24 protein-coding genes are annotated in these 23,995 nt (G+C 72.7%); 14 read left to right on the top strand and 10 right to left on the bottom strand.

The window, feature by feature from the left end:
* The first annotated feature begins 14 nt into the window (after window positions 1-14).
* From PSU4_RS17135 to PSU4_RS17125, 3 genes are read left to right on the top strand one after another with little or no spacing between them, the layout of a single operon-like run.
* Complete coding sequence (locus PSU4_RS17135) at window positions 15-641, top strand: lipid droplet-associated protein (RefSeq protein WP_147109427.1); 627 nt, start codon at window positions 15-17, stop codon at window positions 639-641.
* Window positions 638-1,909 (top strand): exodeoxyribonuclease VII large subunit, encoded by a 1,272-nt coding sequence (xseA, locus tag PSU4_RS17130; protein ID WP_147109424.1) that lies wholly within the window; start codon window positions 638-640, stop codon window positions 1,907-1,909. The genes PSU4_RS17135 and xseA overlap by 4 nt, the downstream gene beginning before the upstream one ends.
* Complete coding sequence (locus PSU4_RS17125; protein WP_147109420.1) at window positions 1,906-2,130, top strand: exodeoxyribonuclease VII small subunit; 225 nt, start codon at window positions 1,906-1,908, stop codon at window positions 2,128-2,130. Before xseA ends, PSU4_RS17125 begins: the two co-directional genes overlap by 4 nt.
* A gap of 7 nt (window positions 2,131-2,137) precedes the next feature.
* On the opposite strand, the gene PSU4_RS17120 is transcribed toward PSU4_RS17125, so the two are convergent.
* The gene (locus PSU4_RS17120; protein WP_147109418.1) at window positions 2,138-2,944 is read right to left on the bottom strand and encodes a DUF4245 domain-containing protein; all 807 of its coding nucleotides are present in this window, start codon (window positions 2,942-2,944) and stop codon (window positions 2,138-2,140) included.
* A 91-nt stretch (window positions 2,945-3,035) separates the two neighbouring features.
* Here PSU4_RS17120 and glpX point away from each other — a divergent pair, with 91 nt between their 5' ends.
* From glpX to PSU4_RS17100, 4 genes are all read left to right on the top strand, one after another.
* Window positions 3,036-4,067, top strand: a complete 1,032-nt coding sequence (glpX, locus tag PSU4_RS17115) for a class II fructose-bisphosphatase (RefSeq protein ID WP_147109416.1) — start codon at window positions 3,036-3,038, stop codon at window positions 4,065-4,067.
* Between the two features lie 130 nt (window positions 4,068-4,197).
* Window positions 4,198-4,821: a L,D-transpeptidase gene (locus tag PSU4_RS17110; protein ID WP_147109413.1), complete on the top strand. Its 624-nt coding sequence runs from the start codon at window positions 4,198-4,200 to the stop codon at window positions 4,819-4,821.
* Window positions 4,822-4,879: 58 nt separating this feature from the next.
* The gene (locus tag PSU4_RS17105) at window positions 4,880-6,283 is read left to right on the top strand and encodes a class II fumarate hydratase (RefSeq protein WP_147109410.1); all 1,404 of its coding nucleotides are present in this window, start codon (window positions 4,880-4,882) and stop codon (window positions 6,281-6,283) included.
* Window positions 6,284-6,387: 104 nt separating this feature from the next.
* Window positions 6,388-7,932, top strand: a complete 1,545-nt coding sequence (locus tag PSU4_RS17100; protein WP_147109407.1) for an ATP-dependent DNA ligase — start codon at window positions 6,388-6,390, stop codon at window positions 7,930-7,932.
* Window positions 7,933-7,957: 25 nt separating this feature from the next.
* Here the strand turns inward: PSU4_RS17100 and PSU4_RS17095 are convergent, their stop codons facing one another.
* Entirely contained in the window at window positions 7,958-8,989 is a 1,032-nt protein-coding gene (locus PSU4_RS17095; RefSeq protein ID WP_147109404.1) for a ketopantoate reductase family protein, read from the bottom strand.
* A gap of 172 nt (window positions 8,990-9,161) precedes the next feature.
* Here PSU4_RS17095 and PSU4_RS17090 point away from each other — a divergent pair, with 172 nt between their 5' ends.
* Window positions 9,162-10,613, top strand: a complete 1,452-nt coding sequence (locus PSU4_RS17090) for a GuaB1 family IMP dehydrogenase-related protein (protein ID WP_147109400.1) — start codon at window positions 9,162-9,164, stop codon at window positions 10,611-10,613.
* A 210-nt stretch (window positions 10,614-10,823) separates the two neighbouring features.
* Here PSU4_RS17090 and PSU4_RS17085 read toward each other — a convergent pair whose 3' ends face one another.
* The 3 genes from PSU4_RS17085 to PSU4_RS17075 all read right to left on the bottom strand — a co-directional run bounded on the left by PSU4_RS17085 (window position 10,824) and on the right by PSU4_RS17075 (window position 14,879).
* Window positions 10,824-11,780, bottom strand: coding sequence for a hypothetical protein (locus PSU4_RS17085; RefSeq protein ID WP_246115166.1), 957 nt, complete (start codon window positions 11,778-11,780; stop codon window positions 10,824-10,826).
* 158 nt (window positions 11,781-11,938) lie between these two features.
* Window positions 11,939-13,222, bottom strand: a complete 1,284-nt coding sequence (gene phoH2 / locus PSU4_RS17080; protein ID WP_222596302.1) for an RNA 5'-3' helicase PhoH2 — start codon at window positions 13,220-13,222, stop codon at window positions 11,939-11,941.
* Between the two features lie 331 nt (window positions 13,223-13,553).
* The gene (locus PSU4_RS17075) at window positions 13,554-14,879 is read right to left on the bottom strand and encodes a DUF885 domain-containing protein (protein ID WP_186817011.1); all 1,326 of its coding nucleotides are present in this window, start codon (window positions 14,877-14,879) and stop codon (window positions 13,554-13,556) included.
* 343 nt (window positions 14,880-15,222) lie between these two features.
* On the opposite strand from PSU4_RS17075, the gene PSU4_RS17070 reads away from it, so the two are divergent.
* From PSU4_RS17070 to PSU4_RS17060, 3 genes are all read left to right on the top strand, one after another.
* The gene (locus tag PSU4_RS17070; RefSeq protein ID WP_147109393.1) at window positions 15,223-15,639 is read left to right on the top strand and encodes a hypothetical protein; all 417 of its coding nucleotides are present in this window, start codon (window positions 15,223-15,225) and stop codon (window positions 15,637-15,639) included.
* 285 nt (window positions 15,640-15,924) lie between these two features.
* Window positions 15,925-16,290, top strand: coding sequence for a hypothetical protein (locus PSU4_RS17065; RefSeq protein ID WP_147109390.1), 366 nt, complete (start codon window positions 15,925-15,927; stop codon window positions 16,288-16,290).
* A 263-nt stretch (window positions 16,291-16,553) separates the two neighbouring features.
* Window positions 16,554-16,898: a hypothetical protein gene (locus PSU4_RS17060; protein WP_147109387.1), complete on the top strand. Its 345-nt coding sequence runs from the start codon at window positions 16,554-16,556 to the stop codon at window positions 16,896-16,898.
* Window positions 16,899-17,014: 116 nt separating this feature from the next.
* On the opposite strand, the gene PSU4_RS17055 is transcribed toward PSU4_RS17060, so the two are convergent.
* Window positions 17,015-17,776, bottom strand: coding sequence for an isoprenyl transferase (locus PSU4_RS17055; protein WP_186817012.1), 762 nt, complete (start codon window positions 17,774-17,776; stop codon window positions 17,015-17,017).
* Between the two features lie 109 nt (window positions 17,777-17,885).
* On the opposite strand from PSU4_RS17055, the gene trhA reads away from it, so the two are divergent.
* Entirely contained in the window at window positions 17,886-18,569 is a 684-nt protein-coding gene (gene trhA / locus PSU4_RS17050; RefSeq protein ID WP_373866064.1) for a PAQR family membrane homeostasis protein TrhA, read from the top strand.
* A gap of 4 nt (window positions 18,570-18,573) precedes the next feature.
* On the opposite strand, the gene abmR is transcribed toward trhA, so the two are convergent.
* Both abmR and PSU4_RS17040 read right to left on the bottom strand, forming a co-directional pair.
* Complete coding sequence (abmR, locus tag PSU4_RS17045; protein ID WP_147109468.1) at window positions 18,574-19,173, bottom strand: ATP-binding transcription factor AbmR; 600 nt, start codon at window positions 19,171-19,173, stop codon at window positions 18,574-18,576.
* Window positions 19,174-19,357: 184 nt separating this feature from the next.
* The gene (locus tag PSU4_RS17040) at window positions 19,358-21,358 is read right to left on the bottom strand and encodes a thioredoxin domain-containing protein (protein WP_147109381.1); all 2,001 of its coding nucleotides are present in this window, start codon (window positions 21,356-21,358) and stop codon (window positions 19,358-19,360) included.
* Window positions 21,359-21,427: 69 nt separating this feature from the next.
* Here PSU4_RS17040 and PSU4_RS17035 point away from each other — a divergent pair, with 69 nt between their 5' ends.
* The gene (locus PSU4_RS17035) at window positions 21,428-21,652 is read left to right on the top strand and encodes a hypothetical protein (RefSeq protein WP_147109379.1); all 225 of its coding nucleotides are present in this window, start codon (window positions 21,428-21,430) and stop codon (window positions 21,650-21,652) included.
* Window positions 21,653-21,655: 3 nt separating this feature from the next.
* Here the strand turns inward: PSU4_RS17035 and PSU4_RS17030 are convergent, their stop codons facing one another.
* The gene (locus PSU4_RS17030; protein ID WP_222596299.1) at window positions 21,656-21,937 is read right to left on the bottom strand and encodes a hypothetical protein; all 282 of its coding nucleotides are present in this window, start codon (window positions 21,935-21,937) and stop codon (window positions 21,656-21,658) included.
* A 160-nt stretch (window positions 21,938-22,097) separates the two neighbouring features.
* Here PSU4_RS17030 and PSU4_RS17025 point away from each other — a divergent pair, with 160 nt between their 5' ends.
* The gene (locus tag PSU4_RS17025; protein ID WP_147109376.1) at window positions 22,098-22,712 is read left to right on the top strand and encodes a hypothetical protein; all 615 of its coding nucleotides are present in this window, start codon (window positions 22,098-22,100) and stop codon (window positions 22,710-22,712) included.
* Window positions 22,713-22,724: 12 nt separating this feature from the next.
* On the opposite strand, the gene mca is transcribed toward PSU4_RS17025, so the two are convergent.
* Window positions 22,725-23,654, bottom strand: coding sequence for a mycothiol conjugate amidase Mca (gene mca / locus PSU4_RS17020; RefSeq protein WP_147109374.1), 930 nt, complete (start codon window positions 23,652-23,654; stop codon window positions 22,725-22,727).
* Window positions 23,655-23,995 lie beyond the last annotated feature (341 nt).

The raw sequence follows: 23,995 nt of genomic DNA, 5'->3' as shown, positions 1-23,995 counted from the left end.
GGGATGATGCGGTCATGAAGCCGCTGCCGATGCCGGTGCGGATCGCCGCCGGCCTAGTCGCGACCGCCGTCGAGCAGGCACGTGACCTGCCCCGCCTCGTCACCGAACTGCCGGTGACGGCCGTGAGCCAGGCGCTGCAGGCGTCGATGCGGGTGCAGCAGCGCGTCACCGAGCTGGCGATCAAGGGCGACCGCGCGCTGGGTGCGCTGCGCCCCGTCCCGGAGACCCCCAGCTGGGCGACGTTCGACGAGGACGAACCGCCCTCGACCAACGGCGCGTCGGTCACGTCGATGCGCGGCCGCGCGACGTTCGACGAGGACGACCCCGCCGGTCCGGCCTCCCGTGGAAACACCCGTCTGCCGGCCGACCCGTCGGACCCGATCGACGTCGCCGACCCGGCCGCGGAGATCGCCGCCGAGACCAACCGTGCCGGGACGCAGGACCCGGCCGCCGCGGTGGGCGAGGGCCCGGCCGTCCTGCCCGGCTACACGGCCATGACGATCCCGCAGCTGCGTGGCCACCTGCGCCGCCTCGGCGTCGAGGACCTGCGCGCGCTGCTGCAGTGGGAGATCAGCCACGGCAACCGCCCCCCGTACGTGACGATGCTGGGCAACCGCATCGTGACCGTCACCGAGGAGTGAGCGAGGCCCCGACCTCGCCCGAGTCGCCGTGGCCGGTCCGCACGGTCGCGCGCAAGATCGCGGAGTGGGTGGACCGGCTCGGCGCCGTCTGGGTCGAGGGGCAGCTGGCGCAGGTCACGGCCCGGCCGGGCACCGGCACGGCGTTCCTGACGCTGCGCGACCCAGCCGCCGACGTGTCGCTGCAGCTGACGTGCCCGGTCGCGCTGGTCCGCGAGGGCGGGCCCGCGGTGGCGGAGGGCAACCGCGTCGTCGTGCACGGGAAACCGTCGTTCTTCCTGGGGCGCGGGACGTTGAGTTTGCGGGTCGACCGCATCCAGGCCGTCGGTCTCGGTGAGCTGCTGGCCCGGATCGAGCGGCTGCGCCGGCTGCTGGCCGCGGAAGGCCTGTTCGACGTCGCGCGCAAGCGGCCGTTGCCGTTCCTGCCCGCGCGGATCGGGCTGATCACGGGTCGGGCGTCGGCCGCGGAGCACGACGTCGTCAGCAACGCGACGGCGCGCTGGCCGTCGGTGCGGTTCCGCATCGAGCACACCGCGACGCAGGGCTCGCTGGCCGTGCCGCAGATCGTGGAGGCGCTGGGCGTGCTCGACCGTGACCCGGGCGTCGACGTCATCGTCCTGGCCCGGGGCGGCGGCAGCGTCGAGGACCTGTTGCCGTTCTCCGACGAGACGCTGTGCCGGGCGGTGGCCGAGTGCCGCACGCCCGTCGTGTCGGCGATCGGGCACGAGCCGGACACCCCGCTGGTCGACCACGTCGCCGACCTGCGCTGTTCCACCCCCACCGAGGCGGGCCGCCGGCTCGTGCCCGACCTGGCCGAGGAGAGTGCGCGGATCGCCGGTCTGCGCGACCGGGCGCGGCGGGCGTTGCACGGCTGGGTCGACCGGGAGCAGCGGCTCCTGGCTGCGTTGCGGGCCCGGCCGGTGCTGGCGGATCCGTTGCGCGCCATGGCGTCGCGTCACGACGAGATCGAGCGCCTGCGCGACCGCACCCACACCGCGATCGAGCGTGGGCTGACCGCCCGGACCACGGAGGTCGAGCACCTGCGCGCCCGGCTGACGACGCTCGGCCCGGCGGCGACCCTGGCGCGTGGCTACGCGATCGTGCAGCGGATGCCGGAGGACGGCGCACCGGACCGGGGCGTCGCATGGCCGGTGCTCCGCGCGGTCGACGAGGTCGGCGACGGTGACCGGCTGCGCATCCGGGTCGCCGACGGTGCGGTGACGGCCCGTGTCACCGGGAACGGGGACGCCCGGCAGGATGACCCGTCATGAGCGACGCACGGCCCCCGGTCGAGAGCCTGGACTACGAGCAGGCCCGCGACGAGCTGGCAGAGGTCGTCCGCACGCTGGAGGTCGGTGGCCTGGGGCTCGACGAGTCGGTGGCGCTGTGGGAGCGCGGCGAGGCGCTGGCGCGGCGCTGCGAGGAACGGCTGGCCGGGGCGCGCGAACGCGTCGAGAAGGCTCTCGACGACGCCCGCGGACAGGACGACTGATCCGGTCTCAGGACGGTGTGCGGCCCACCGGGAGCGGCCGGCCGTCGACGGCGGCCTGGGCGAGCGTGCGGAAGTCCGCCTCGGTGGCGCTGCCGGTGAGCAGCAGCCGCGACGGCGGGTCCGCCGACGGCAGCGGCGCCACCCACATCGCCTCGTTCCGGGGCCCGACGCGGTAGGTGACCCAGGTGAGCCCGGCGACGTCGACGGTGCCGGTCGCGGTCTGCGGTCCGCCGGCCTCGGTGGCGACAAGGTCCTCCTCGGTGGCGTCGCTCTGCACGAGCCGCACGTAGGCGCCGCCGTCGGTGAGGTAGCCGACCCGCACGGCGTGGCCACCGCCCTGGACGGGACCGGAGTCGGCGGAGTTGGCCCGCCAGCCCGCCGGCACGGTGGGGACGTGCAGCGCGAACGGTGTGAACGGTGCCGCGTCCTGCAACCGGGCGACGGCGTCGACGACCGGGGCCGATCCGGGCTCGACCGTCGGCCCGCCGGGGCTGAAGGAGCAGGACCTGGTGAACAGCACGGCGATGACGATGATCACGCCCATCGCGACGAGCATGTCGCGCACCGACAGCGCACCCCGCGACGGCTTGGCCGGTGGCGCCGACCCGGTGTCGAGGGGCCGTCGCGCCCGCTCCGGCTCGTCCCCGTTACCCGCCGCGTCTGGTCCGGCGGGCCCCCCACCTGCGGCGGACTGCTCCGGCGCGGCGCCGGTCGCGGACGCCGCGGCGTCGTCCGCAGCCGGTCGGGCGGCGGGCCCGTCGTCGGTGCGGTCGGGCTCGGGGCGCTGCGGGTCGGGAGGCGGTGCACTGCTCACGTCACCATCGTCTCAGGCCGATGACGGGCCGGCGCGGGGCGCCGATCTGCGAGGATCGAATCAGACACCCCCGACCCCTGGAGGCGCCCCCATGACCACCGAGCAGCGCATGCGGCCCGACCGCAACCTGGCGATGGAGCTCGTCCGCGTCACCGAGGCGGCGGCCATGGCCGCGGGGCGTTGGGTCGGGCGGGGCGACAAGAACGGCGGCGACGGGGCGGCGGTCGACGCGATGCGCCAGCTCATCCACACGGTCTCGATGCGCGGCGTCGTCGTGATCGGTGAGGGTGAGAAGGACGAGGCGCCCATGCTGTTCAACGGCGAGGAGGTCGGCAACGGCGAGGGGCCGTGGTGCGACGTGGCCGTCGACCCGGTGGACGGCACGACGCTGATGGCCAAGGGCATGACGAACGCGCTGTCGGTCCTCGCGGTCGCCGAGCGCGACGCCATGTTCGACCCGTCCGCCGTGTTCTACATGGAGAAGATCGCCGTCGGGCCCGAGGCCGCCGACGCCATCGACATCACCGCACCCGTCGGGGAGAACATCCGCGCCGTGGCCAGGGCGAAGGGCTACGACGTCGCCGACGTGACGGTCTGCATCCTCGACCGGCCGCGGCACGCCGAGATCGTCGAGCAGGTCCGGGCGACCGGTGCGCGCATCAACTTCATCTCCGACGGCGACGTGGCGGGCGCGATCTCCGCGGCGCGCCCGAACACGGGCGTCGACATGCTGTACGGCATCGGGGGGACACCGGAGGGCATCATCGCCGCGGCCGCGCTGAAGTGCATGGGCGGCGCGATCCAGGGCCGGCTGTGGCCGACCGACGACGCCGAGCGGGAGAAGGCCGTCGCCGCAGGTCATGACCTCAGCCGGGTGCTGACCACCGACGACCTCGTCCGTGGCGACAACGTGTTCTTCTGCGCCACGGGCGTCACCAACGGCGACCTGCTCAAGGGCGTCCAGTACGGGGCGGGCGGCTGCACGACGCAGTCGATCGTCATGCGCTCGAAGTCGGGCACGGTCCGGATGATCGACGGCTACCACCGGCTCACGAAGCTGCGTGAGTACTCGTCGATCGACCTGGGTTCCGACCGGAGCCCGGACTCGCCGCCCCTGCCCTGACCCCGACGGGCCCGCGAGCAGCCCGATCCGCCCCGACGTGACCGAATCGTGAACATTCGCCGACACGATCGGGGCGGGTCGACGTGGTGTGATCATCCCGCGTCCGGGGGGCCGTGACAGGGGGTGCGGGATGCGCACGTGTCGGGTGATGTTCGCGTTGCTGGTGGGTGTCGTCGTGCTCGCCGGGTGCGCGCACGCGGGGGCGGAGCCGTCGAAGTTCCCGCAGCGGGTCCCGCCCGCGGCGGCCACGTCCATGGAGCAAGTGGTCCCGCCCACGACGCCGGCCCCGACGACCGCCCCCACGACCAGGACGACCACAGCGCCCACGACGACCACAGCGCCGCCCACGACGACGCCGAAGCCGACGACCGCGAAACCCGCGGTCCCGGCCGGGCTCGCCCCCGGTACCCCGTGCAAGGCGACGGTGTCGGCGTGCGTGCAGCTGTCGACGAAGAAGGCGTGGCTGATCAGCGGCGGCAAGGTCTCCTACGGGCCCGTGCCGATCACCAGCGGCCGCCCCGGCTGGCGCACACCGCCGGGCACGTTCGCGGTGACGTTCAAGAACATCGACCACAAGAGCAGCCTGTTCGACAACGCCCCCATGCCGTACTCCGTGTTCTTCAACGGCGGCATCGCCTTCCACCAGGGCAGCCTGTCCCAGCAGTCGCACGGCTGCATCCACCTGTCGAAGGCGGCGGCGAAGACGTTCTTCGCGGCGCTGAGCAAGGGCGAGCCGGTCCAGGTCGTCTCCTGACGGTGCCGGTGGTCGCCGTCTCGTCGTGGATCGGCCGCGATCGGGGAACACTGGGGTCATGACCGACTCCGACGGCACCGGGTTCAGGATCGAGCACGACACGATGGGCGAGGTCCGGGTCCCCGCCGACGCGCTGTGGCGCGCGCAGACCCAGCGGGCCGTCGAGAACTTCCCGATCTCCGGCCGCGGCCTCGAGCGGGCCCAGATCCGCGCGCTGGGCCTGGTCAAGGCCGCCGCCGCCCGGGTCAACAAGAAGATCGGCGTGCTCGACGCGACCGTCGCCGACGCCATCGCCGCGGCCGCGGACGAGGTCGCCGAGGGCAGCCACGACGACCACTTCCCCGTCGACGTCTTCCAGACCGGGTCGGGCACGTCGTCGAACATGAACGCCAACGAGGTCATCGCGACGCTGGCGTCCGCGGGCGGCGTCGACGTCCACCCGAACGACCACGTCAACGCGTCGCAGTCGTCGAACGACGTCTTCCCGACGACGATCCACCTGGCCGCGACGGAGGCTCTGGCCCGCGACGCAGCGCCCGCGCTCGACCATCTCGCGGCCGCCCTGCGCCGCCGCGCCGCCGACTGGGCCGACGTCGTCAAGGCGGGCCGCACGCACCTCATGGACGCCGTCCCGATCACGCTGGGCCAGGAGGCCGGGGGCTGGGCCACGCAGGCGGAGAACGGCGCGGCGCGGGTGCGTGACGTGCTGCCGCGGCTGGCGCAGCTGCCGATCGGCGGGACGGCCGTCGGCACCGGGCTGAACGCGCCGGCCGGGTTCGGCGCGGCGGTCGTCGACGAGCTGCGCGCGGCGACGGGCCTGGAGGTGCTGGCGGAGGCACCCGACCACATCGAGGCGCAGGGCGCGCGGGACGCGCTGGTCGAGGCGTCGGGGGCGCTGCGGACGGCGGCGGTGTCGCTGTACAAGATCGCGAACGACCTGCGGTGGCTGTCGTCGGGACCGCGGACCGGGCTCTCCGAGATCCACCTGCCGGATCTGCAGCCGGGCAGCTCGATCATGCCGGGCAAGGTCAACCCGGTGATCTGCGAGGCGACGATGATGGTCGCGGCGCAGGTCATCGGCAACGACGCGACCGTCGCGTTCTCCGGCAGCCAGGGCAACCTGGAGCTCAACGTGATGATGCCGGTCATGGCGCGCAACGTGCTGGAGTCGGCGCGGCTGCTGGCGTCGGTGGCCCGGCTGCTGGCCGACAAGGTCGTCGACGGCGCGCAGGCCGACGTCGAGCGGACGCGGGAGTACGCGGAGTCGTCGCCGTCGATCGTGACGCCGCTGAACTCCTACATCGGCTACGAGGAGGCGGCGGCGATCGCGAAGCAGTCGCTGAAGGAGCGGCGCACCATCCGTGAGGTCGTCCTGGAGCGGGGGCACGTCGAGGCGGGTCGGTTGACGCTCGAGCAGCTCGACGCGGCGCTCGACGTGCTGGCGATGACCCGCCCGAAGTAGGAACCCCTGCCCTGTGAGCGGCAATAGTCGCTATAGCGACTATTGCCGCTCACGACCCCCGGTCGGGGAGGAAATCGTCGGTGGGCACTGCCAGACTCCGTGCTGTGTTGCTCGCCGAGGTCGTGACCACGTCCGCCGCGGTCGCCGCCATCCGCTCCCGCAAGGAGAAGGCCACGGCGATCGGCACACTGCTGCGCGCCGCGCACGCGGAGGGCGTCGTCGAACCCGCCACGGCGTGGCTGTCGGGCGAGACCCGGCAGGGACGCATCGGCACCGGCTGGCGCACCCTGCAGGCCGCGGCCACCGCTCCCGCCGCGGCGCCGTCGCTCACGATCGCGCAGGTCGACGCGACGTTCACCGAGCTCGCCGGCACGGCAGGCGCGGGCTCGGCGCGGCGGCGCAAGGAACTGCTCGGCGGCCTCTTCGGCGCCGCGACCGAGCCCGAGCAGGCGTTCCTCGCCCGGCTCATCGGTGGCGAGCTGCGCCACGGCGCGCTCGAGGGCGTCGTGCTCGACGCCGTCGCGATCGCCGCCGACGTCCCCCTCGCCACGGTCAGGCGCGCGTTCATGCTGTCGGGCCGGCTGCCCGAGACGGCGGCGACCGCGCTGTCCGGCGGCGCCGAGGCGCTCGACGCGGTGGCGCTCACCGTCGGCGTCCCGGTGCGGCCGATGCTCGCCTCCCCGGGCGACTCCCTCGACGCCGCGCTGGGCAACCTCGGGCCCGAGGTCACGGTCGAGTTCAAGCTCGACGGTGCACGCATCCAGGTGCACCGCGACGGCGACGAGGTCCGGGTGTGGACGCGGAGCCTGCGCGAGATCACCGCCGCCGTGCCGGAACTGGCCGAACAGGTGCGGGCGCTGCCCTGCCGGACCGCGGTGCTCGACGGCGAGACCCTGGCGGTCGACGACGACGGCCGCCCCCGCGCGTTCCAGGACACGATGTCGCGCTTCGGTTCCGACGACGACGGCGAGCAGGGCGGCCTCCTCAGCCCGTTCTTCTTCGACCTGCTGCACCTCGACGGGACCGACCTGCTCGACGAGCCCCTCGAACGACGGCTCGACGCACTCGCCGGGCTCCTCGCCGCCGACGCGCACGCCCACCTGCGGATGCCCGGTGTGCGGCGCCCCGATCCGGAGCAGGCCGCGCAGGTCCTCGACGATGCGCTGAGCGCCGGGCACGAAGGCGTCGTCGTCAAGGCGTTGGCCGCGCCGTACGCGGCGGGCCGGCGCGGGAAGGCGTGGCAGAAGGTCAAGCCCGTGCACACGCTCGACCTCGTGGTCCTCGGCGCGGAGTGGGGCTACGGGCGGCGTACCGGCAGCCTGTCGAACATCCACCTCGGGGCCCGCGACCCCGACGGCGGCGACCCGATCATGGTCGGCAAGACGTTCAAAGGCATGACCGACGAGCTGCTCGCCTGGCAGACACGCACGTTCCCCGAGTACGCGCGAGAGCAGGACGACGGCGCGGACGGGTATGCCGTCATGCTGCGGCCGGAGCTGGTCGTCGAGATCGCGCTCGACGGCGCCCAGCGCAGCATCCGCTACCCCGGCGGCGTCGCGCTGCGGTTCGCCCGCGTGCTGCGCTACCGCCCCGACAAGACCGCCGCGGAGGCCGACACGATCGACAGCGTGCGCGCGCTGCTCGCCTGAGCCCCGGCGCAGGCGGCCGGCCGGTTCAGAGCAGCGCGGCCAAGGGGCGCGCCACCCCGGTGTAGCCCAGCAGGTCCGCGATGTCCGACATCGGCAGCGACCGCGGCCGCTGGTGGCGTTGCGCCATCGTCGCCAGCCGGGCCTGCACCGCCTCGTTGAGCGGGGCACGCAACCCGTTCATGCGCGCGAGCAGCACGATCTCGCCGTACAGGTAGTCGCCCTCCGCGCTGCCCCCGCGGGCCAGGCTCTGCCACGTCGACGACCCGCCACGCCGGTGCCCCGGCACGTCCACCGACTCGAACCACGACCGGTCGAGCTCGTCGGGCGTCGACGTGCGCTGGTCGTAGCCCGCCGCCTCCAGGACGACCTCCGCCTCGGCGCACAGCGCGTCGCCCAGCTTCGAACGCAACCTGCTTCGCCGGTACAGCGCGTCGAGGTTCCACCAGAGGTTGGCCAGCAGCTTGCCGACCTTCCAGCGCGCGATGTCCGGCACGACCTGCACCGCGAACTCGGCCGCACGCAGGTCGACGGCGATGCGCTGGGCGTGCTCGCCCGCGCCCGTCGGCGCGTCGCCGAGGTAGAACCCGCCGGCCAGCGGGCTTCCCGGCGAGACGACCTCACCCGGCCGCACGTGCGACGCCCCGCTCAGCACCACGGAGTCGACGACCGTGGCGAACCGCCGCAACGCCGTCCGCGCCGTGTCCAGGCCGTTCTGCATCAGCACCAGCGGCAACGTCGTCGCCGCGGGCCGCTCCTCGTCGTCGTCGACGACCGGCTGCCACGCCCACTCGGCGATGGCTTCCTCGGCGTTCTGCGACTTGACCGCCAGCACCAGGACGTCGTCGGGCCGGAGCGTGACCTCACCCGGCCCGGCCGCCACGGGCACCGGGACCATCCGCACACCGTCGGGCCGCATGTAGCGCAACCCCTTGGCGCGCAGCACATCCAGGTTGGATCCGCGAGCGATGAGCACGACGTCGGTGCCCGCGAGATGAAGCTGCGCCGCGACGGTCGCGCCCACGGCGCCCGCGCCGACGACGACGTACCGTCCGGCCATCTCTCCATGGTTGCTGCGGAGAGTGGTTGTATGCACGTCGGAGTGCGGAGACGATGGTCACCCACACGTGCTAATGCCCTCGACTTCGCGACCCTCCGTGAACATCGCGGCGGCAGTGCCGCGTCACGACGAACGCTGACGCGCAGCCCGTACCCGCGTAGTTTCGAGCACCGTGCGATTCCTCGACAGCGGCGGCCCCGCCCCGGCCGTGACCACCGACCTGACCTACGACGACGTCTTCCTCGTCCCCGGCCGATCCTCGGTGACCTCCCGGTTCGACGTGGACCTCGCCACCACCGACGGTTCCGGCGCCACCGTCCCCGTCATCGCCGCCAACATGACCGCCGTCGCAGGACGACGCATGGCCGAGACCCTCGCCCGCCGCGGCGCCCTCACCGTCCTCCCCCAGGACGTCGACCCCCAGGCCGTCGCCGGGATCGTCACCTGGATCAAGTCCCGCCACCCCGTCTGGGACACCCCGCTCACCCTCCACACCGACGACGCCGTCGCCGACGCCCTCAACCTCCTGCCCAAACGCGCCCACGGAACCGTCGTCGTCGTCGACGACGGCCACCGCCCCGTCGGCACCGTCGACGACGCCGCCTGCCACGGCGTCGACCGCTTCACCCGCCTCGCCGACGTCCTCTCCGCCTCGCCCGTCACCATGCCGATCGACACCGCACCCCGCGACGTCTTCGACGCACTCGGCGGACACGGCGTCGCCCTCGGCCTCGACACCGACGGGCGCCTCACCGGCCTGCTCACCGCCATCGGCGCCGTCCGCGCCGGCATCTACGACCCCACCCTCGACGCGAACGGCCGGCTGCGCACCGCCGCCGCCATCGGCATCAACGGCGACGTCGGCACCAAGGCCAAGGCCCTCCTCGACGCAGGCGTCGACGTCCTCGTCGTCGACACCGCGCACGGCCACCAGGACAAGATGCTCGACGCCCTGCGCGCCGTCCGCCGCGAAGTCACCCAGTCCGGCGCCGACGTACCGATCGTCGCCGGCAACGTCGTCACCGCCCTCGGCGTCGCCGACCTCGCCGACGCCGGAGCCGACATCATCAAGGTCGGCGTCGGACCCGGCGCCATGTGCACCACCCGGATGATGACGGGCGTCGGCCGCCCCCAGTTCTCCGCCGTCGCCGAGTGCGCCGCCGCCGGCCGCGACCACGGCGTCCGCATCTGGGCCGACGGCGGCATCCGCCACCCCCGCGACGTCGCCCTCGCCCTCGCCGCCGGCGCCTCCGCCGCGATGATCGGCTCCTGGCTCGCCGGCACCTACGAGTCCCCCGGCGACCTCCTGCGCGACGAGGCCGGCCGGCCCTACAAGGAGTCCTTCGGCATGGCCTCCAAGCGCGCCGTCAGCGCCCGCACCCGCGGCGACGGGGACTTCGACCGGGCCCGCAAGTCGCTGTTCGAGGAGGGGATCTCCAGCTCGCGCCAGCTGCTGGACCCCGCCCGCCCCGGCGTCGAGGACGTGCTCGACGCGATCTGCTCCGGCATCCGTTCCGCCTGCACCTACGCCGGCGCCCGCACCCTCGCGGAGTTCCACGACCAGGCCGTCCTCGGCGTCCAGACCCCCTCCGGCTTCGCAGAAGGCACCCCCCACGGCCTGTGACCCACCCGGCCCCGCCCGCGGGTGCCCCTGTTGCCCGCGGGTGCCCCTGTTGCACGAACGGCACAGTCGCGCAACTGAGTGGCGCGACTGTGCCGTTCGTTCGGCCCGGGTGGGCCGTGTGACCCGCAACCCCCTCCGCACGAACGGCACGGTGCTGCAACTCAACTGCGTGACTGTGCCGTTCGTTCGGGAGGGGGCGTCAGGCCGGCGTCAGGCCGGGTGCGCCGTCAAGGGTGGGCGGGGACGGGCTGCCGCAGTGGCATGGACCCGTCGGAGCTCCTCGACCACCGCATCCGGCCGGGTGCGGAGATGCTGCGGCAACGTCTGCAGCACGACGATCCCCTGGGCCATCATCTCCGACCGCCGGCGCACGGTCCGTTCGTGCTCGGCCGGCCCGAGGTGGAACTCGTGCGAGTCGATCTCCCAGGCGAGGGCGACGTCGTCGAACCAGGCGTCCGGCACCGCGACGAACCGCCCCGCAGCGTCGACGACGCGCGCGTTCCACAGCGGTGCCCCCAGCCCGGCGCCCGCAACCAGCCGTCGGGCCTGCGCTTCGGCGACCGACCTGACGCCGTCGGACACCTCCGCGAGGACCGCGCGCGGCAGGGCCGAACCACGGGACGTGCCGGCGGCCAGCTCGCGGCGGAGCGTGGCCGGTTCGGCCAGCCCGCGCTGCACGACCTCGGCGATGGCCGACCGCACGTGGTTACGGTCACGGGAGCGTCGCGCGAAGTCGAGTACTGCACGAGCCACCGGCGCCAACGGCATCGACGAGTGGACCGGCTCCGGCAGCCGCTCGGTGCGTTCGGCGAGCACACGACCCGCCCCGGTGCGTCTCCGTTCGGCCGGGATCAGGAGGTGGACGGGTCCTGTCGCCCTGGGGATGCGGGTGAGGCCGTGCAGCTCGAGCGCGTCGAGTCCCGTGAGCACGGCCGGCTGCCTGACGTAGACGAGCGCGGCGCGGCGCCGGTCGTCGCGGGTCGTCGGCCCGTTGTGCAGGACGATCACGCCGGGGAGCAGGGTCCGCCACGGTCCCCCGGGCCGACAGCGGTGGAACGCGGTCCGACGGGACACGCCGACCGCTTCGAGCTCTCGGACGTGGACGATCCAGTCCCCGCAGAGGTCGGCCACGTCCACGACGGCGGGGCCGCTGCCACGTCGAGTCATGGGTCGATGATCGACAGATCCGCACCCGGCGGGAGCCGGTACGGCCGCACCTGTGGACAACCTGCCGGTATGTGGACAACCCCTCACGAACGAACGGCACAGTCGCGCAACTGAGTTGCGCGACTGTGCCGTTCGTGCACTTCAGGCGGGCGGCAGCGTCAGGCCGAGGGACCCTCCAGCATCTCCGTCACCAGGGCCGCGATGGGGCTGCGCTCGCTGCGGGTGAGGGTGACGTGGGCGAAGAGGGGGTGGCCCTTCAGTTTCTCGATCACCGCGGCGACGCCGTCGTGGCGGCCGACGCGGAGGTTGTCGCGCTGGGCGACGTCGTGGGTGAGCACGACCCGCGAGGCGGTGCCCAGCCGGGAGAGCACCGTGAGCAGGACGTTGCGTTCCAACGACTGTGCCTCGTCGACGATCACGAAGCTGTCGTGCAGGGACCGGCCCCGGATGTGGGTCAGCGGGAGGACCTCGAGCATCCCGCGTGCCAGCACCTCGTCGAGCACGTCTTGGCTGACCAGTGCGCCGAGGGTGTCGAAGACGGCCTGGGCCCAGGGGGCCATCTTCTCGCTCTCGCTGCCGGGCAGGTAGCCCAGTTCCTGGCCGCCGACGGCGTAGAGGGGCCGGAAGACGACGACCTTGCGGTGCTGCTGGCGTTCCAGCACGGCTTCGAGGCCGGCGCAGAGCGCGAGCGCGGACTTGCCGGTTCCGGCGCGGCCGCCCAGCGACACGATCCCGACTTCGGGATCGAGCAGCAGGTCGAGGGCGATGCGCTGTTCTGCGGAGCGGCCGTGGAGCCCGAACGCTTCCCGGTCGCCGCGGACGAGCTTGACGCGCTTGTCGGCGGTGATCCGGCCGAGTGCGGCGCCGGAGCCGCCGAGGAGGCGGAGCCCGGTGTTGCAGGGCAGGTCGCGGGCGGCGTCGTGGTCGAGGCTCCCTTCGCGGAAGAGGGCGTCGACCTCTTCCTGGGTGACGTCGAGGTCGGCCATGCCCGTGAATCCGGAGCTGACGACGTCCTGGGCGTGGTACTCGTCGGCGGGCAGGCCGACCGCGGCGGCTTTGACCCGCAGCGGCATGTCCTTGGTGACGAGCACGATCTCCCGGGTGCCTCCGGCCTCGGCCTGCAGGTTGAGCGCGCAGGCGAGGATGCGGCTGTCGTTGCTGTCGGTCCGGAAACCGGCGGGCAGGACGCTCGGGTCGGTGTGGTTGAGCTCGACGTGCAGGGTGCCGCCTGCGGTCCCGACCGGGATCGGGGCGTCGAGGCGGCCGTACTTGATGCGCAGTTCGTCGAGCTGGCGCAGCGCCGTACGCGCGAACCACCCGAGCTCGGGGTGGTTGCGCTTGCCTTCGAGTTCGGAGATCACCACCAGCGGCAGGACGACCTCGTGCTCGTCGAACCGGGTCAGGGACCACGGGTCGGACAGCAGCACGGAGGTGTCGAGCACGTAGCAGCGGGACGGAGTGCCAGACGGGGCGTCGGTGCTCTCCGGAACGAAGGCGTTGCGACGGTCGGTCACGGGTGCTCCTTGTGGGCGCGACACCACGCCCAACTCACTGGTGGGCCGGCCGGCCCCTGACGGGTCACCCGACGACTTGCTGCTCGTCGCCCAGCGCCCGCGAGGGCCGGGTGCCGGCCCCCTCGGGTGCAACACACCACGACCAGGGCCTCCCCGGACGGTCCGCATCGGGTGCGTCCCGTCGCCATGAACGCTACTAGCGGTCACCCGGGTGCGGTCAACAGCAACAGCACGTGGCGAAGAACGCGCGTCGCCAGATTTAACAGTTCGGACTACCGCTCGTCGCTCTCTGCTCACCGCTGAGCGGCCGGTTTCCGGGTAGCGACGGCACGGTGGTCCCGGATGGCGGCGGCCCGGGCGGCGCAACGATGACTGGTCCGAGCGGGGCAGCGGCGAGGTCGGCGCGCAGGTGTTCGGGGACGTGCGGGGTGTCGAGGAGGCGTCGGTAGCGGGTGACGGGGTCGGGTCCGGCGGCGAGCCAGGCGCGGACGAGGGCCTCGCCTTCGACGTAGGCGGTGGTGTATCCGCGCCATCGGGGGTCGACGACGAAGCGCAGCAGGGTGTCGGCGCGCGCGTCGTCGACGAGGAGCCACCGGCGCAGGTGGGCGGCGGCGTCGTCGACCGGGCGGCCGCGGTCGTGGATCATGAGCGCGGCGTCCTGCCGGACGGGGGCGAGTTCGCGCAGGGTGGTCTCGACGGCCTGGGCGAGCGCGCCGTCGCAGCGGATGCCGGTGTCGGCGAGGACGTCAGCGACCCAGGGGCCCCAGTCCGGTCCGGCGACGACGTCGAGCCCGGTGTCGGCGGCACCTTCGGTGACGAGGCTGTGCGGGGACGGGGTGACGACGATGTCGCGTTCCGGTTCGCCGGGGCGGCGGACGCCGCGGACGAGGCAGTGCTCGGCGTGGTGGCCGGGGTAGGTCTCGTGGGCGACGAGCGCGGCGAGCTGGGTGGCGCGCAGGCCGGCGTCGGCGGCGATGCGGACGTGGGAGCGCAGGCCGCCGAGGTGCTGGGTGAGGCCGGTCCAGGGCCGGTCGTGGACGAGCTCGATGTCGACGTGCTCGTCGTCGGGGAGTCCGTAGAGCGCGCGGGTGCGGTCGCGCAGGGCTGTGAGGAGGGTGTCGACGGCGGCGCCGGTCCGGGTGGGTGGCACGGTCTCGCGGCGTCGGAACGCGGCGAGGCGGTCGGTGAGGGTGCCGCGACCGGGGAGGAGGGCGTCGAGTGTGGTGTGGGCGGCGCGGTAGCGGTCCTCGTCGGGGGTGTTGCCGTCGAGGTCGACGTCGAGGGTGGCCCGGACGTGGTCGACGAACCCGATGTGGTCGCCCGCGGCTCGCCGCGCGTGAGCGTGCAGGGCTCCCAGCTGGGCGTCGAGGAGGCTCGTGCGGGTGACGTCGAGTCCGGCGTCGCCCAGGCGTCGCCGCAGCCGGGTGGCGGTGCGGACGAGGTCGGTGGGGTCGGGGAGGGGTCCGTCGGCGGCGTGTCGGCGTAGTTCCTGGTCACCGGTCCAGGTGTCGACGATGCCCGGGACGAGCCGGTCGAGCCTCAGCGCGAGCAACACGTAGTCACGGGGGACCAGGCTCGGCGGCATCGCAGCACCGTACGCGCAGCCGGTGGGTGACGCGCGGACGTCGCGTGACCGGGCCGGAACTACACAGCGTGTACGTGCGAAAGGTTACTGCTCTGTTCGTGGGTAATGCACTGACTCTCCGTAGAAGAACAAGTCTCCAGGGCGCCCCCACCCGGCCCGCAACTACACTCGATCGAGTGCGTAACTAAACGTAAAGTGCCGACCTCACACGATAGTGGTACGGAAGTTGGTGTAAGGGAAGGCGGCGGATAGCTTTTCCTCAGTCAGCGCGGGCTCCCCGGTCGGGCGTTGACACGGACGGTGTCGGCTTCGGTCGGCACCAGAAGACCAACAGGAGACAAACGTGCTGAAGAAGGCTGGAATCGTCGCGGCCACCGCCACCGCGGGCCTGCTCGCGGTCAGCCCCCTCGCCTTCGCCGGCGAGGCCGGCCACGGCCACGGCCACGGCCACGGCCACGGCCACGGCCACGGCGGCCACCACCACGGTGGTACCGACCAGGTGAACTCCAACAAGGAGATCCACCAGGGTCTGGTCAACATCTCGGACAACAACATCAACGTTCCCGTCACCGCGTGCGGCAACGACCTGCCGATCAACGTGCTGGGCATCCAGGTCTCGGACGTCACCGCCGACCTGACCGGCGCCCTCGGCCTGGCGGCCCCGACCGAGGCCAAGAGCGCGGCCGACCAGTCGCAGGACCGCTCCTGCGACGTCGCGGCTGCTGCCGGCGACACCTCGTCGCAGAGCAACGACGACTGAGCCCTCCAGCTCAGCGCGTAGGGCCCCGGACAGACCGTCCGGGGCCCTACGTCTGCGCCAGGGGCGCTTTTTGCTGTACCGACCGGGAATGACGCCTGAATTCGAGTTCACTCGAACGTGGGACGTAACCCGGCAAACGACACGTCAATTACACGATCGGGTTACTCGGTTTGGCTCCCGCGTACGAGCCCGATACATTTTCACCAGTCAGCACGGCTCCCCCGTCAGGTGCTGGCAACGTCCAGGAGTCGGATTCCGATTCCAGATGACCAACAGGAGATAAACGTGCTGAAGAAGGCTGGAATCGTCGCGGCCACCGCCACCGCGGGTCTGCTCGCGCTGTCCCCGCTCGCCTTCGCGACCGAGGGCCACCACGGCCACGGCGACCAGGTCAACTCCAACGAGGAGCTGCACCAGGGCCTCGTGAACGTCTCGGACAACAACGTCAACGTCCCCGTCACCGCGTGCGGCAACAACCTGCCGATCAACGTGGCCGGCGTTCAGGTCTCCGACATCACCGCCGACCTGACCGGCGCCCTGGGCCTGCTGGCCCCGACCGAGGCCAAGAGCGCGGCCGACCAGTCGCAGGACCGTGGCTGCGACGTCGCGGCTGCCGCCGGCGACACCTCGTCGCAGAGCAACGACGACTGAGCTTTCTAGCTCAGCACGTAGGGCCCCGGACGATTCGTCCGGGGCCCTACGTCTGTTCCGGGCACGATTCGAGTCGGGCGGAAATACACCCGATCGGGTGCGTAACCCGGCGATCGACACGTCAATTACACGATCGGGTTACGGAGTTTGGTTCGGACCCGACATGCCGGATAAGTTTTTCCCAGCCAGCACGGCTCCCCCGTCAGGTGCTGGCACGTTCTAGGAATCGGCGAGAGCCGACCCGAAGACCAACAGGAGATAACGTGCTGAAGAAGGTCGGAATCGTCGCGGCCACCGCCACCGCGGGCCTGCTCGCCGTCGCCCCGCTCGCCTTCGCCCACGAGAGCGGCGACCAGGTCAACTCCAACAAGGAGCTGCACCAGGGCCTCGTCAACGTGTCGGACAACAACGTCAACGTGCCGGTCACGGCGTGTGGCAACAACCTCCCGATCAACGGCCTCCTGGCCGTTCAGGTCTCGGACGTCGTCGCCGACCTGACCGGTGCCGCCAACGGCTCGGCCGCGTCGGCCGCCGACCAGTCGGAGAACCGCTCCTGCGACGTGGCCGCCGCCGCCGGCGACACCTCCGCGCAGAGCAACGACGACTGAGCTCTTTCGCTCAGCGCCTGACGCGAAATGGCGCCGGACCTTCGGGTCCGGCGCCATTTTCGTGCGCCGAGAACTATTTGCATTTGCACATTTCTGCGGCAGCAGACAAGGCGCGGTCAGGAACCGAAACGGCGGTGCCGTGCGGCGTAGTCGCGCAATGCACGGAGGAAGTCGACCCGGCGGAACTCCGGCCAATAGGCCTCGCAGAACCAGAACTCCGAATGCGCCGACTGCCACAGCAGGAAACCCGAGAGCCGCTGCTCACCCGAGGTTCGGATGATGAGGTCGGGGTCGGGCTGGCCGGAGGTGTAGAGGTGCGCGGCGATGTGGTCGACGTCGAGGACGTCGGCCAGCTCCTCGATGGAGGTGCCGGACTCGGCGTGCTGGAGCAGGAGCTTGCGCACCGCGTCGGCGATCTCCTGGCGCCCGCCGTAGCCGACGGCGACGTTGACCTGCAGCCCCGTGCGGCCGACGGTCCGCGAGGTGGCCGCCGCCAGCCGTGACCCGATCTCGGCGGGCAGGGTTTCCAGGGCCCCGACGACGCGCAGCTGCCACGGCCGGCCGGGCTCTGCGAGGTCGTCGACGACGTCGGCGATGATCTCGAGCAGGGGCTCCAGCTCGTCCGCGGCGCGCGTGAGGTTGTCGGTGGACAACAGGAACAGGGTGACGACCTCGACGTCGGCCTCGCGGCACCATTCGAGCAGGTCACCGATCTTGGCGGCACCGACCCGGTGGCCGTCGTTGACGTCGACGAGGCCGGCGTCGCGGGCCCACCGTCGGTTGCCGTCGAGCATGAGGGCGACGTGACGCGGCCTCTCGGCGCTCTCGAGCCGCCGCGTCAGGCTGCGTTCGTAGAGCGAGTAGAGGAGGTCGCGCACGCCCACGGCCGGAGAGCCTACGCGCGCGGCGGCGCGGGGCGGAGATCCGAGTCGCGAGTTCACGTCCGCGGCACGTCGAGGACATGGCCGGTGCCGTAATCTCGGACAGGTGACAGCAGGGACCATGGCCCAGCCACCGGTGCCCCCGTTGGTCAAACCGCGGATGCGTGGCTGGCTGCACTTCTGGTCGTTCGCGGTGTCGATCCTGGCGGCCGCGGCGTTGATCTCGGTGGCCGCGTCGCTGGTCGGTGCGGGTGCGGCGCTGGCGACGGCGGTGTACAGCCTCACGATCCTCGGGCTGTTCGGCGTGAGCGCGCTCTACCATCGCCGGACGTGGACGACGGTCCGTTCGCGGATGGTCATGAAGCGGCTCGACCACTCCATGATCTTCCTGTTCATCGCGGGCACGTACACGCCGGTCGCGGCGCTGGCGATGCAGCCGTCGACGGCCCGGTGGGTGCTGTTCACGGTGTGGGGCGGCGCGATCGCGGGCGTCGTGCTGAAGATGGCGTGGCCGGCCGCCCCGTCGTGGCTCGCCGTGCCCATCTACGTGGCGCTGGGCTGGGTCGCCGTGTTCGTGTTCCCCGAGATGCTGCGCACCGGCGGCGTGGCGGCGTTCGTGCTGGTCGTGGCCGGGGGCGCGCTGTACACGGCGGGCGCGGTGTTCTACGCGACGAAGTGGCCGAACCCGTGGCCCGCGACGTTCGGGTACCACGAGTTCTTCCACGCGGCGACGGTGCTGGCCGCCGCGTGCCACTACATCGCGATCTGGCTGGTGCTGTTCGCCGGCTGACCGGTCAGTCGGCGGTGGGGCCCTTGGTGCGCAGTTCGTCGACCTTCGCCATCGCCTCGCGCAGCTCGCCCAACCACTCCTCGGCGTGCTCGCCGACGAGCCGGACCGCCCAGGCGAGAGCATCGGATCGCGACCGGGCGACCCCGGAGTCGACCAGGGTGTCGAGCACGATCCGCTCGGGCTGACGCAGTCGCGTCATGACGGGTACCGACGCCGTCGTGAACAGTTCGGTGACGTCGCCGATCCGGGCGCCCCAGGCGACCTTGCGCTGGTAGCGATGTTCGGCCTGGCGGGCGATGTCGATGCGCTCGTCGCGGGTCTCCTCGCGGAAGCGCGAGATGCGTCCCGCCGCGGCGGCGGCGCGTTCGGCGCGGCCGGTCTCGGTGTCGTCGACGTCGCCGTCGCCGTCGGGGGCGGCGAGCTCGCCGACGACGACGATCTCCTCGCGGTCGACGGTGACGTCCGGTGCGCCGACGAACCAGCCGTCGGGCAGCCGTCCGGAGAGCCAGGCGGCGGCGTCGTCGGCGCCGGGGAGGTCGGACTGCTGCCAGCCGCCCCGTCCGGGGCCCCGGCCCCGTCCGCCGCCGTGCCATCCGCGGTGCATGCGTCCCGACATGGGGTCCTCCTCGTATGCCGAGCCACTCATCCTCGAGCAGCTCGATTACGAGATTACACAGCAATACAACCAGCGTGCGAGTGTTCGCCGTGGGCGGACGCCGCCCGCCCACGCGCGCGAGGAGAGCACAGCCCTTGTGAGTGGCGATAGTCGCTATAGCGACTATCGCCACTCACAGGGTCAGGGCGGCCTCCAGCTCCGCGGGCCCGGTCACCGGCCGGTCGCACACGAAACCCCGGCACACGTACGCCGCAGCGGCACCGTCGACCAAGGGACGCGAGGCGAGCAGCGGCACCCCGGCGGCGTCGGGGGGCCCGGCGACGACGACCGTCCCGCCGACCGCCACCCGCCGCGCTGTCGCGACGAGGGAGGAGTCGTCCCCCACGACCGCCACCTGAACCGGACCCGACGCCATCGCCTCCGCCGCGGTCAGCCAGTGCCCTGCGAAGCGGGGGTGCCGCTCGGCGAGGGTGCCGATCGTCGACACCGCGGCCTCGGCGGCCTCCCGGTATCGGGCCGACTCCGCGGGCGACGCCAGCACCGACGCCGTCACCAGGGCACCGGCCAACGCGGACGCCCCACAGGGGGAGGCGTTGTCGGTCAGCTCCCGCGGCCGGTGCAGCAGCTGTTCCCCGTCGTCGGCGGTGTCGAACCAGCCACCGGGCGTCGAGGGGTCGGGGAAGTGCGCGAGCGCGAGGTCGAGCAGCCCGGTGGCGGCGGTGAGCCGGGCCGGGTCGCCGGTGGCCTGGTGCAGGGCGAGCAGGCCGTCGGCGAGCAGGGCGTGGTCCTCCAGCACCGCCGCCGCGGTACCGACGACACCGCCACGCGACGACCGCCGCACCCTGCCGTCGACGACGTGCAGCCGCAGCAGCAGGTCGGCCGCCTCACCCGCGGCGGTGACCCAGTCGGGCCGGTCGAGCGCGGCACCGGCCTCGGCGAGGGCGAGGATCGCCATCCCGTTCCACGAGGTCACGACCTTGTCGTCGCGCGCGGGCTGCGGCCGACGGTTCCGCGCCGCGAGCAGTCGCGTGCGCACCGAGGACCACCGCTCGCGATCGGAGGGGTCGGCGGGCAGCTGCAGCGTCGACATGCCGTGCTCGAAGGTCCCCGCGTCGGTGACCGCGAGCAGCGACGCGGCCCACCCGGCGTCGTCGCCGAGTACGGAGTCGAGCTGCGACGGGGTCCACGCGTAGGTCAGCCCCTCCACCCCGTCGGTGTCGGCGTCGAGCGCTGAGGCGAAACCACCCTCCGGGGTCCGCAGGTCGCGCAGCAGGAACGCGGCGGTCTCGTCGGCGACCCGGCGGGCGAGGGCCGAGCCGGTGCGGCGCGCGAGGTGGGCGTAGACACGCAACAGCAAGGCGTTGTCGTACAACATCTTCTCGAAGTGCGGCACGACCCAGTCGGCGTCGACGCTGTAGCGGGCGAACCCGCCGGCGAGCTGGTCGTAGAGGCCGCCGCGGGCCATCCGCTCCGCGGTCAGCTCGACCATCGACAGCGCCGGCGCGGAGCCGGTGCGTTCGTGATGGCGCAGCAGGAACTCCAGCACCATCGACGGCGGGAACTTGGGCGCGCCCCCGAACCCGCCGGTGCCCGCGTCGAAACCCTGGGCGAGCGCGGCGACGGCGGCGTCGAGCGTGCCCTCCCCGACGACCGACGGCGGCAGCGCCGTGACCGCCGACTCCGCGAGCCGGGCCGCCATCTCCCCGGCCGCGCCGCGCACGCGGTCGCGGTCGTCGTCCCAGGCCGTGGTGACGGCGTCGAGCAGCTGGCGGAACGACGGCATGCCGCGCCCGGGCGTCGCCGGGTAGTAGGTGCCGCAGTGGAACGGCTCGCCGACCGGGGTGAGGAAGCACGTCATGGGCCAGCCACCCTGGCCGGTCATGGCCTGGGTGGCGTTCATGTAGACGGCGTCGATGTCGGGCCGTTCCTCGCGGTCGACCTTGATCGCGACGTAGCCGGCGTTGACCTGCGCGGCGGTCGCCTCGTCGGAGAACGACTCGTGCGCCATGACGTGGCACCAGTGGCAGGCGGCGTAGCCGACGGACAGCAGGATCGGGACATCGCGCCGCTGGGCCTCGGCGAACGCGTCGTCGGACCACTCCCACCAGTCGATGGGGTTGTCGGCGTGCTGGAGCAGGTACGGGCTGGTCGCCGCGGCGAGGCGGTTCGGCATGCGCCGAGCCTGCCAAAGTCTCCACGCGCAGGCTTGTCGGGGACGGCCGGGACCGACGAGAGTGACGTCATGGCCGCACGGAAATGGGACGAGCTCAGCCCTCGCGCACGCCGCCTCCTCGTCGCCGCCGGGTCGGCCGACGCCGCGCTGCGGGCGGCGGCGCTGTTCGACCTGCGGCGCCGCTCGGCCGACCGGGTCCGCGGCCCGAAGTGGGCGTGGATCGTTGCGCTGAGCGTCGTCAGTTCGGCCGGGCTCCTGCCGCTGGCCTGGTTCCTCGTCGGACGGCGGCGGTAGCGGTCAGTCCTTGCGCGTGTCGGACGAGGCGTCCTCACCCGCGGGCGACTCGGAGGTCGGCTCCTCCTCGTCGAACGACTTCGGCAGCTTCTTGAGCCGCCGCGTCATCGAGACGATCAGCAGAATCGTCGCGATGCCCAGCAGGATGATGACGACGAGCGCGATCGGGGACGCCTTGCCGAACTCCTCGCCCTTGCCGGGTGGGGGCTCCGGGTCCTGGGCGGGGACGACGACCGCGGCGACCTGGGCCTCCACGGGCACCACCCCGAGATCGACCAGCAGCACCGCACACCTCCGTCGCGACGTACCGCCGACCGGCGGCACACCCCGACAACCTACGCACCCGGCGCGGGCTCGCGCGTGGCGCCCCTGCGTGGCGACGGGTCGCGACGGTTGTGGCACGCTCCGCCGGACTCGGCCGAATGGACGCAGGAGGTCACCGACCGTGGGCTCACCGTTGACGACGACCCGCCGTTCGCTGCACGGGGTCAGCGAGCTGCTGCTGGCCGGGCCGCAGTACCGGTCGTCGGGCACGATCCGACTGCAGGTGACCGCCGGCGGTTTCGGCCAGGTCACGGGCCCGCTGCGGGTGCACGGCGCCGCCCTGGTGTGGGGGGACGACCAGGTCCCGCTCGGGGGCTCGATCCGCGATCTCGCGGTGTGGGCGGGCGTCGAGGCGGGCGCGCCCGACGGGCTCTACTCCGACGGCGCCGACGTCGACCTCGACGAGGCCCTGAGCGTCGACCCCGCGGAGGCCGACGTGATCCACGGCTGGTTCGCTCTGGGCGACGCCGCGTTGCGGACGCTCGGCGGCGGGGCCGAGCCGGTGCTGTGGCCAGAGCATTTCGACCTGGCCGTCACCGTCGACCAGGTCAACTACGGCGTCTCCCCCGGCGACGCGTCGCTCCCCGAGCCGTACGCGTACGTCGGCCCGTGGGAGCGCCGTGACGGCGAGTTCTGGAATGCGCCTTTCGGGGCGTTCCGTCCGGCGACAGAGCTGCCCCACGCCGATGCGCTGGCCGACTTCTTCCGGGCAGGCCAGGCCGCGGCGCGCCTGTAGGCGGTGCTGAGCTCAGCCGGCCTTCGCCTTGTCGGCCGAGGTCACCAGGCCCGAGAACAGGTCGTCCTCGGGCGTCGGCGAGTCGACCAGCGAGCGGACGAGCTCGTAGTCCTCCGTCGGCCACACCTCGCACTGGATCTCCGGCGGCACGAAGAACCAGCGGCTCGTGGGGTCGATCTGGGTGGCGTGCGCCTTCAGCGCCTCGTCACGGACGGGGAACCACTGGTCGCACCGCACCCGTGTGGTGACGCGCAGCCCCGGGTCCTTGCGGTCGCCGTCGTCCCAGCGTTCGAGCCATTCCGCGTACGGCGACTCCAGCCCGCGGGCCAGCAGCGCCTCGTGGAAGGCGACCATCCGGGCCTTGGAGAAGCCGTGGGAGTAGTAGAGCTTGAGCGGCTGCCACGGTGCCCCGGCGTCGGGGTACCGGTCGGGGTCACCCGCGGCCTCCCACGCCGCCATCGACACCTCGTGGGTGCGGATGTGGTCGGGGTGGGGGTAGCCGCCGTTCTCGTCGTAGGTGACGAGGACGTGCGGGCGCTCGGCGCGGATGAGCCGGACGAGGCGCTCGGTGGCTTCCTCCAGGTCGGCCAGGGCGAAGCAGTCCTCGGGCAGCGGCGGCTTCGGGTCGCCCTCGGGGAGCCCGGAGTCGACGAAGCCGAGCCAGTGGTGGCGGACGCCGAGAATCTCGGCGGCGCGGGCCATCTCGGCCTTGCGCACGGCGGTCAGATCGGCCACGACCTCCGGGCGGTCCATCGCCGGGTTGAGGATGCTGCCGCGTTCGCCGCCGGTGCAGGTCACGACCGTGACCTCGTGGCCCTCGGCGACGTAGCGGGCGCTGGTGGCCGCGCCCTTGCTGGACTCGTCGTCCGGGTGGGCGTGCACGGTCATCAGCCGGAAGCGCGGACCGGCCGCGTCGGCGGCTCGCATCTCGGGGTGGCTCATGGGTGGGACGTCGGTCCTTCCGGTCACGTCGGGGTGGCAGCGGGACTGGTGGTCCTGCGCCGGTGCCGATGGTCGCAGACCCCACCGACACCCTCTTGGCTGACCAACGCGCGCCGGGCCCGACCTCTTCCCGCAGCCCCCCGAACGGGGCGTTCGCGGGCGGTGCCGACGACGACCGTCCGGCGTGCCGTTCGTCGCCGCACGGTATCGGCGGGAGGGTCGCAACATCGTCGGACAGTAGCTTTCTACCTGCGAATACAGCAGAGTCGGGAACTCTTCGGGCACCCGGACCGTTCGTCGAAAGAACGCGACGAACGGCAAGCCTCGTGTTACGGTGAGCT

The organism is Pseudonocardia sulfidoxydans NBRC 16205, assembly GCF_007989085.1.
In the GTDB taxonomy this organism is placed as follows: Bacteria; Actinomycetota; Actinomycetes; order Mycobacteriales; family Pseudonocardiaceae; genus Pseudonocardia; species Pseudonocardia sulfidoxydans.
This window is presented reverse-complemented; position numbering and strand designations above follow the sequence as displayed.

Excerpts from the sequence above, each read along its gene's own strand:
- PSU4_RS17135 (WP_147109427.1), top strand. The coding sequence starts at position 15 with ATGAAGCCGCTGCCGATGCCGGTGCGGATCGCCGCCGGCCTAGTCGCG.
- PSU4_RS17125 (WP_147109420.1), top strand. The coding sequence starts at position 1,906 with ATGAGCGACGCACGGCCCCCGGTCGAGAGCCTGGACTACGAGCAGGCC.
- glpX (WP_147109416.1), top strand. The coding sequence starts at position 3,036 with ATGACCACCGAGCAGCGCATGCGGCCCGACCGCAACCTGGCGATGGAG.
- PSU4_RS17110 (WP_147109413.1), top strand. The coding sequence starts at position 4,198 with ATGCGCACGTGTCGGGTGATGTTCGCGTTGCTGGTGGGTGTCGTCGTG.
- PSU4_RS17105 (WP_147109410.1), top strand. The coding sequence starts at position 4,880 with ATGACCGACTCCGACGGCACCGGGTTCAGGATCGAGCACGACACGATG.
- PSU4_RS17095 (WP_147109404.1), bottom strand. The coding sequence starts at position 8,989 with ATGGCCGGACGGTACGTCGTCGTCGGCGCGGGCGCCGTGGGCGCGACC.
- PSU4_RS17085 (WP_246115166.1), bottom strand. The coding sequence starts at position 11,780 with ATGACTCGACGTGGCAGCGGCCCCGCCGTCGTGGACGTGGCCGACCTC.
- PSU4_RS17075 (WP_186817011.1), bottom strand. The coding sequence starts at position 14,879 with ATGCCGCCGAGCCTGGTCCCCCGTGACTACGTGTTGCTCGCGCTGAGG.
- abmR (WP_147109468.1), bottom strand. The coding sequence starts at position 19,173 with ATGCACCGCGGATGGCACGGCGGCGGACGGGGCCGGGGCCCCGGACGG.
- PSU4_RS17040 (WP_147109381.1), bottom strand. The coding sequence starts at position 21,358 with ATGCCGAACCGCCTCGCCGCGGCGACCAGCCCGTACCTGCTCCAGCAC.
- PSU4_RS17035 (WP_147109379.1), top strand. The coding sequence starts at position 21,428 with ATGGCCGCACGGAAATGGGACGAGCTCAGCCCTCGCGCACGCCGCCTC.
- mca (WP_147109374.1), bottom strand. The coding sequence starts at position 23,654 with ATGAGCCACCCCGAGATGCGAGCCGCCGACGCGGCCGGTCCGCGCTTC.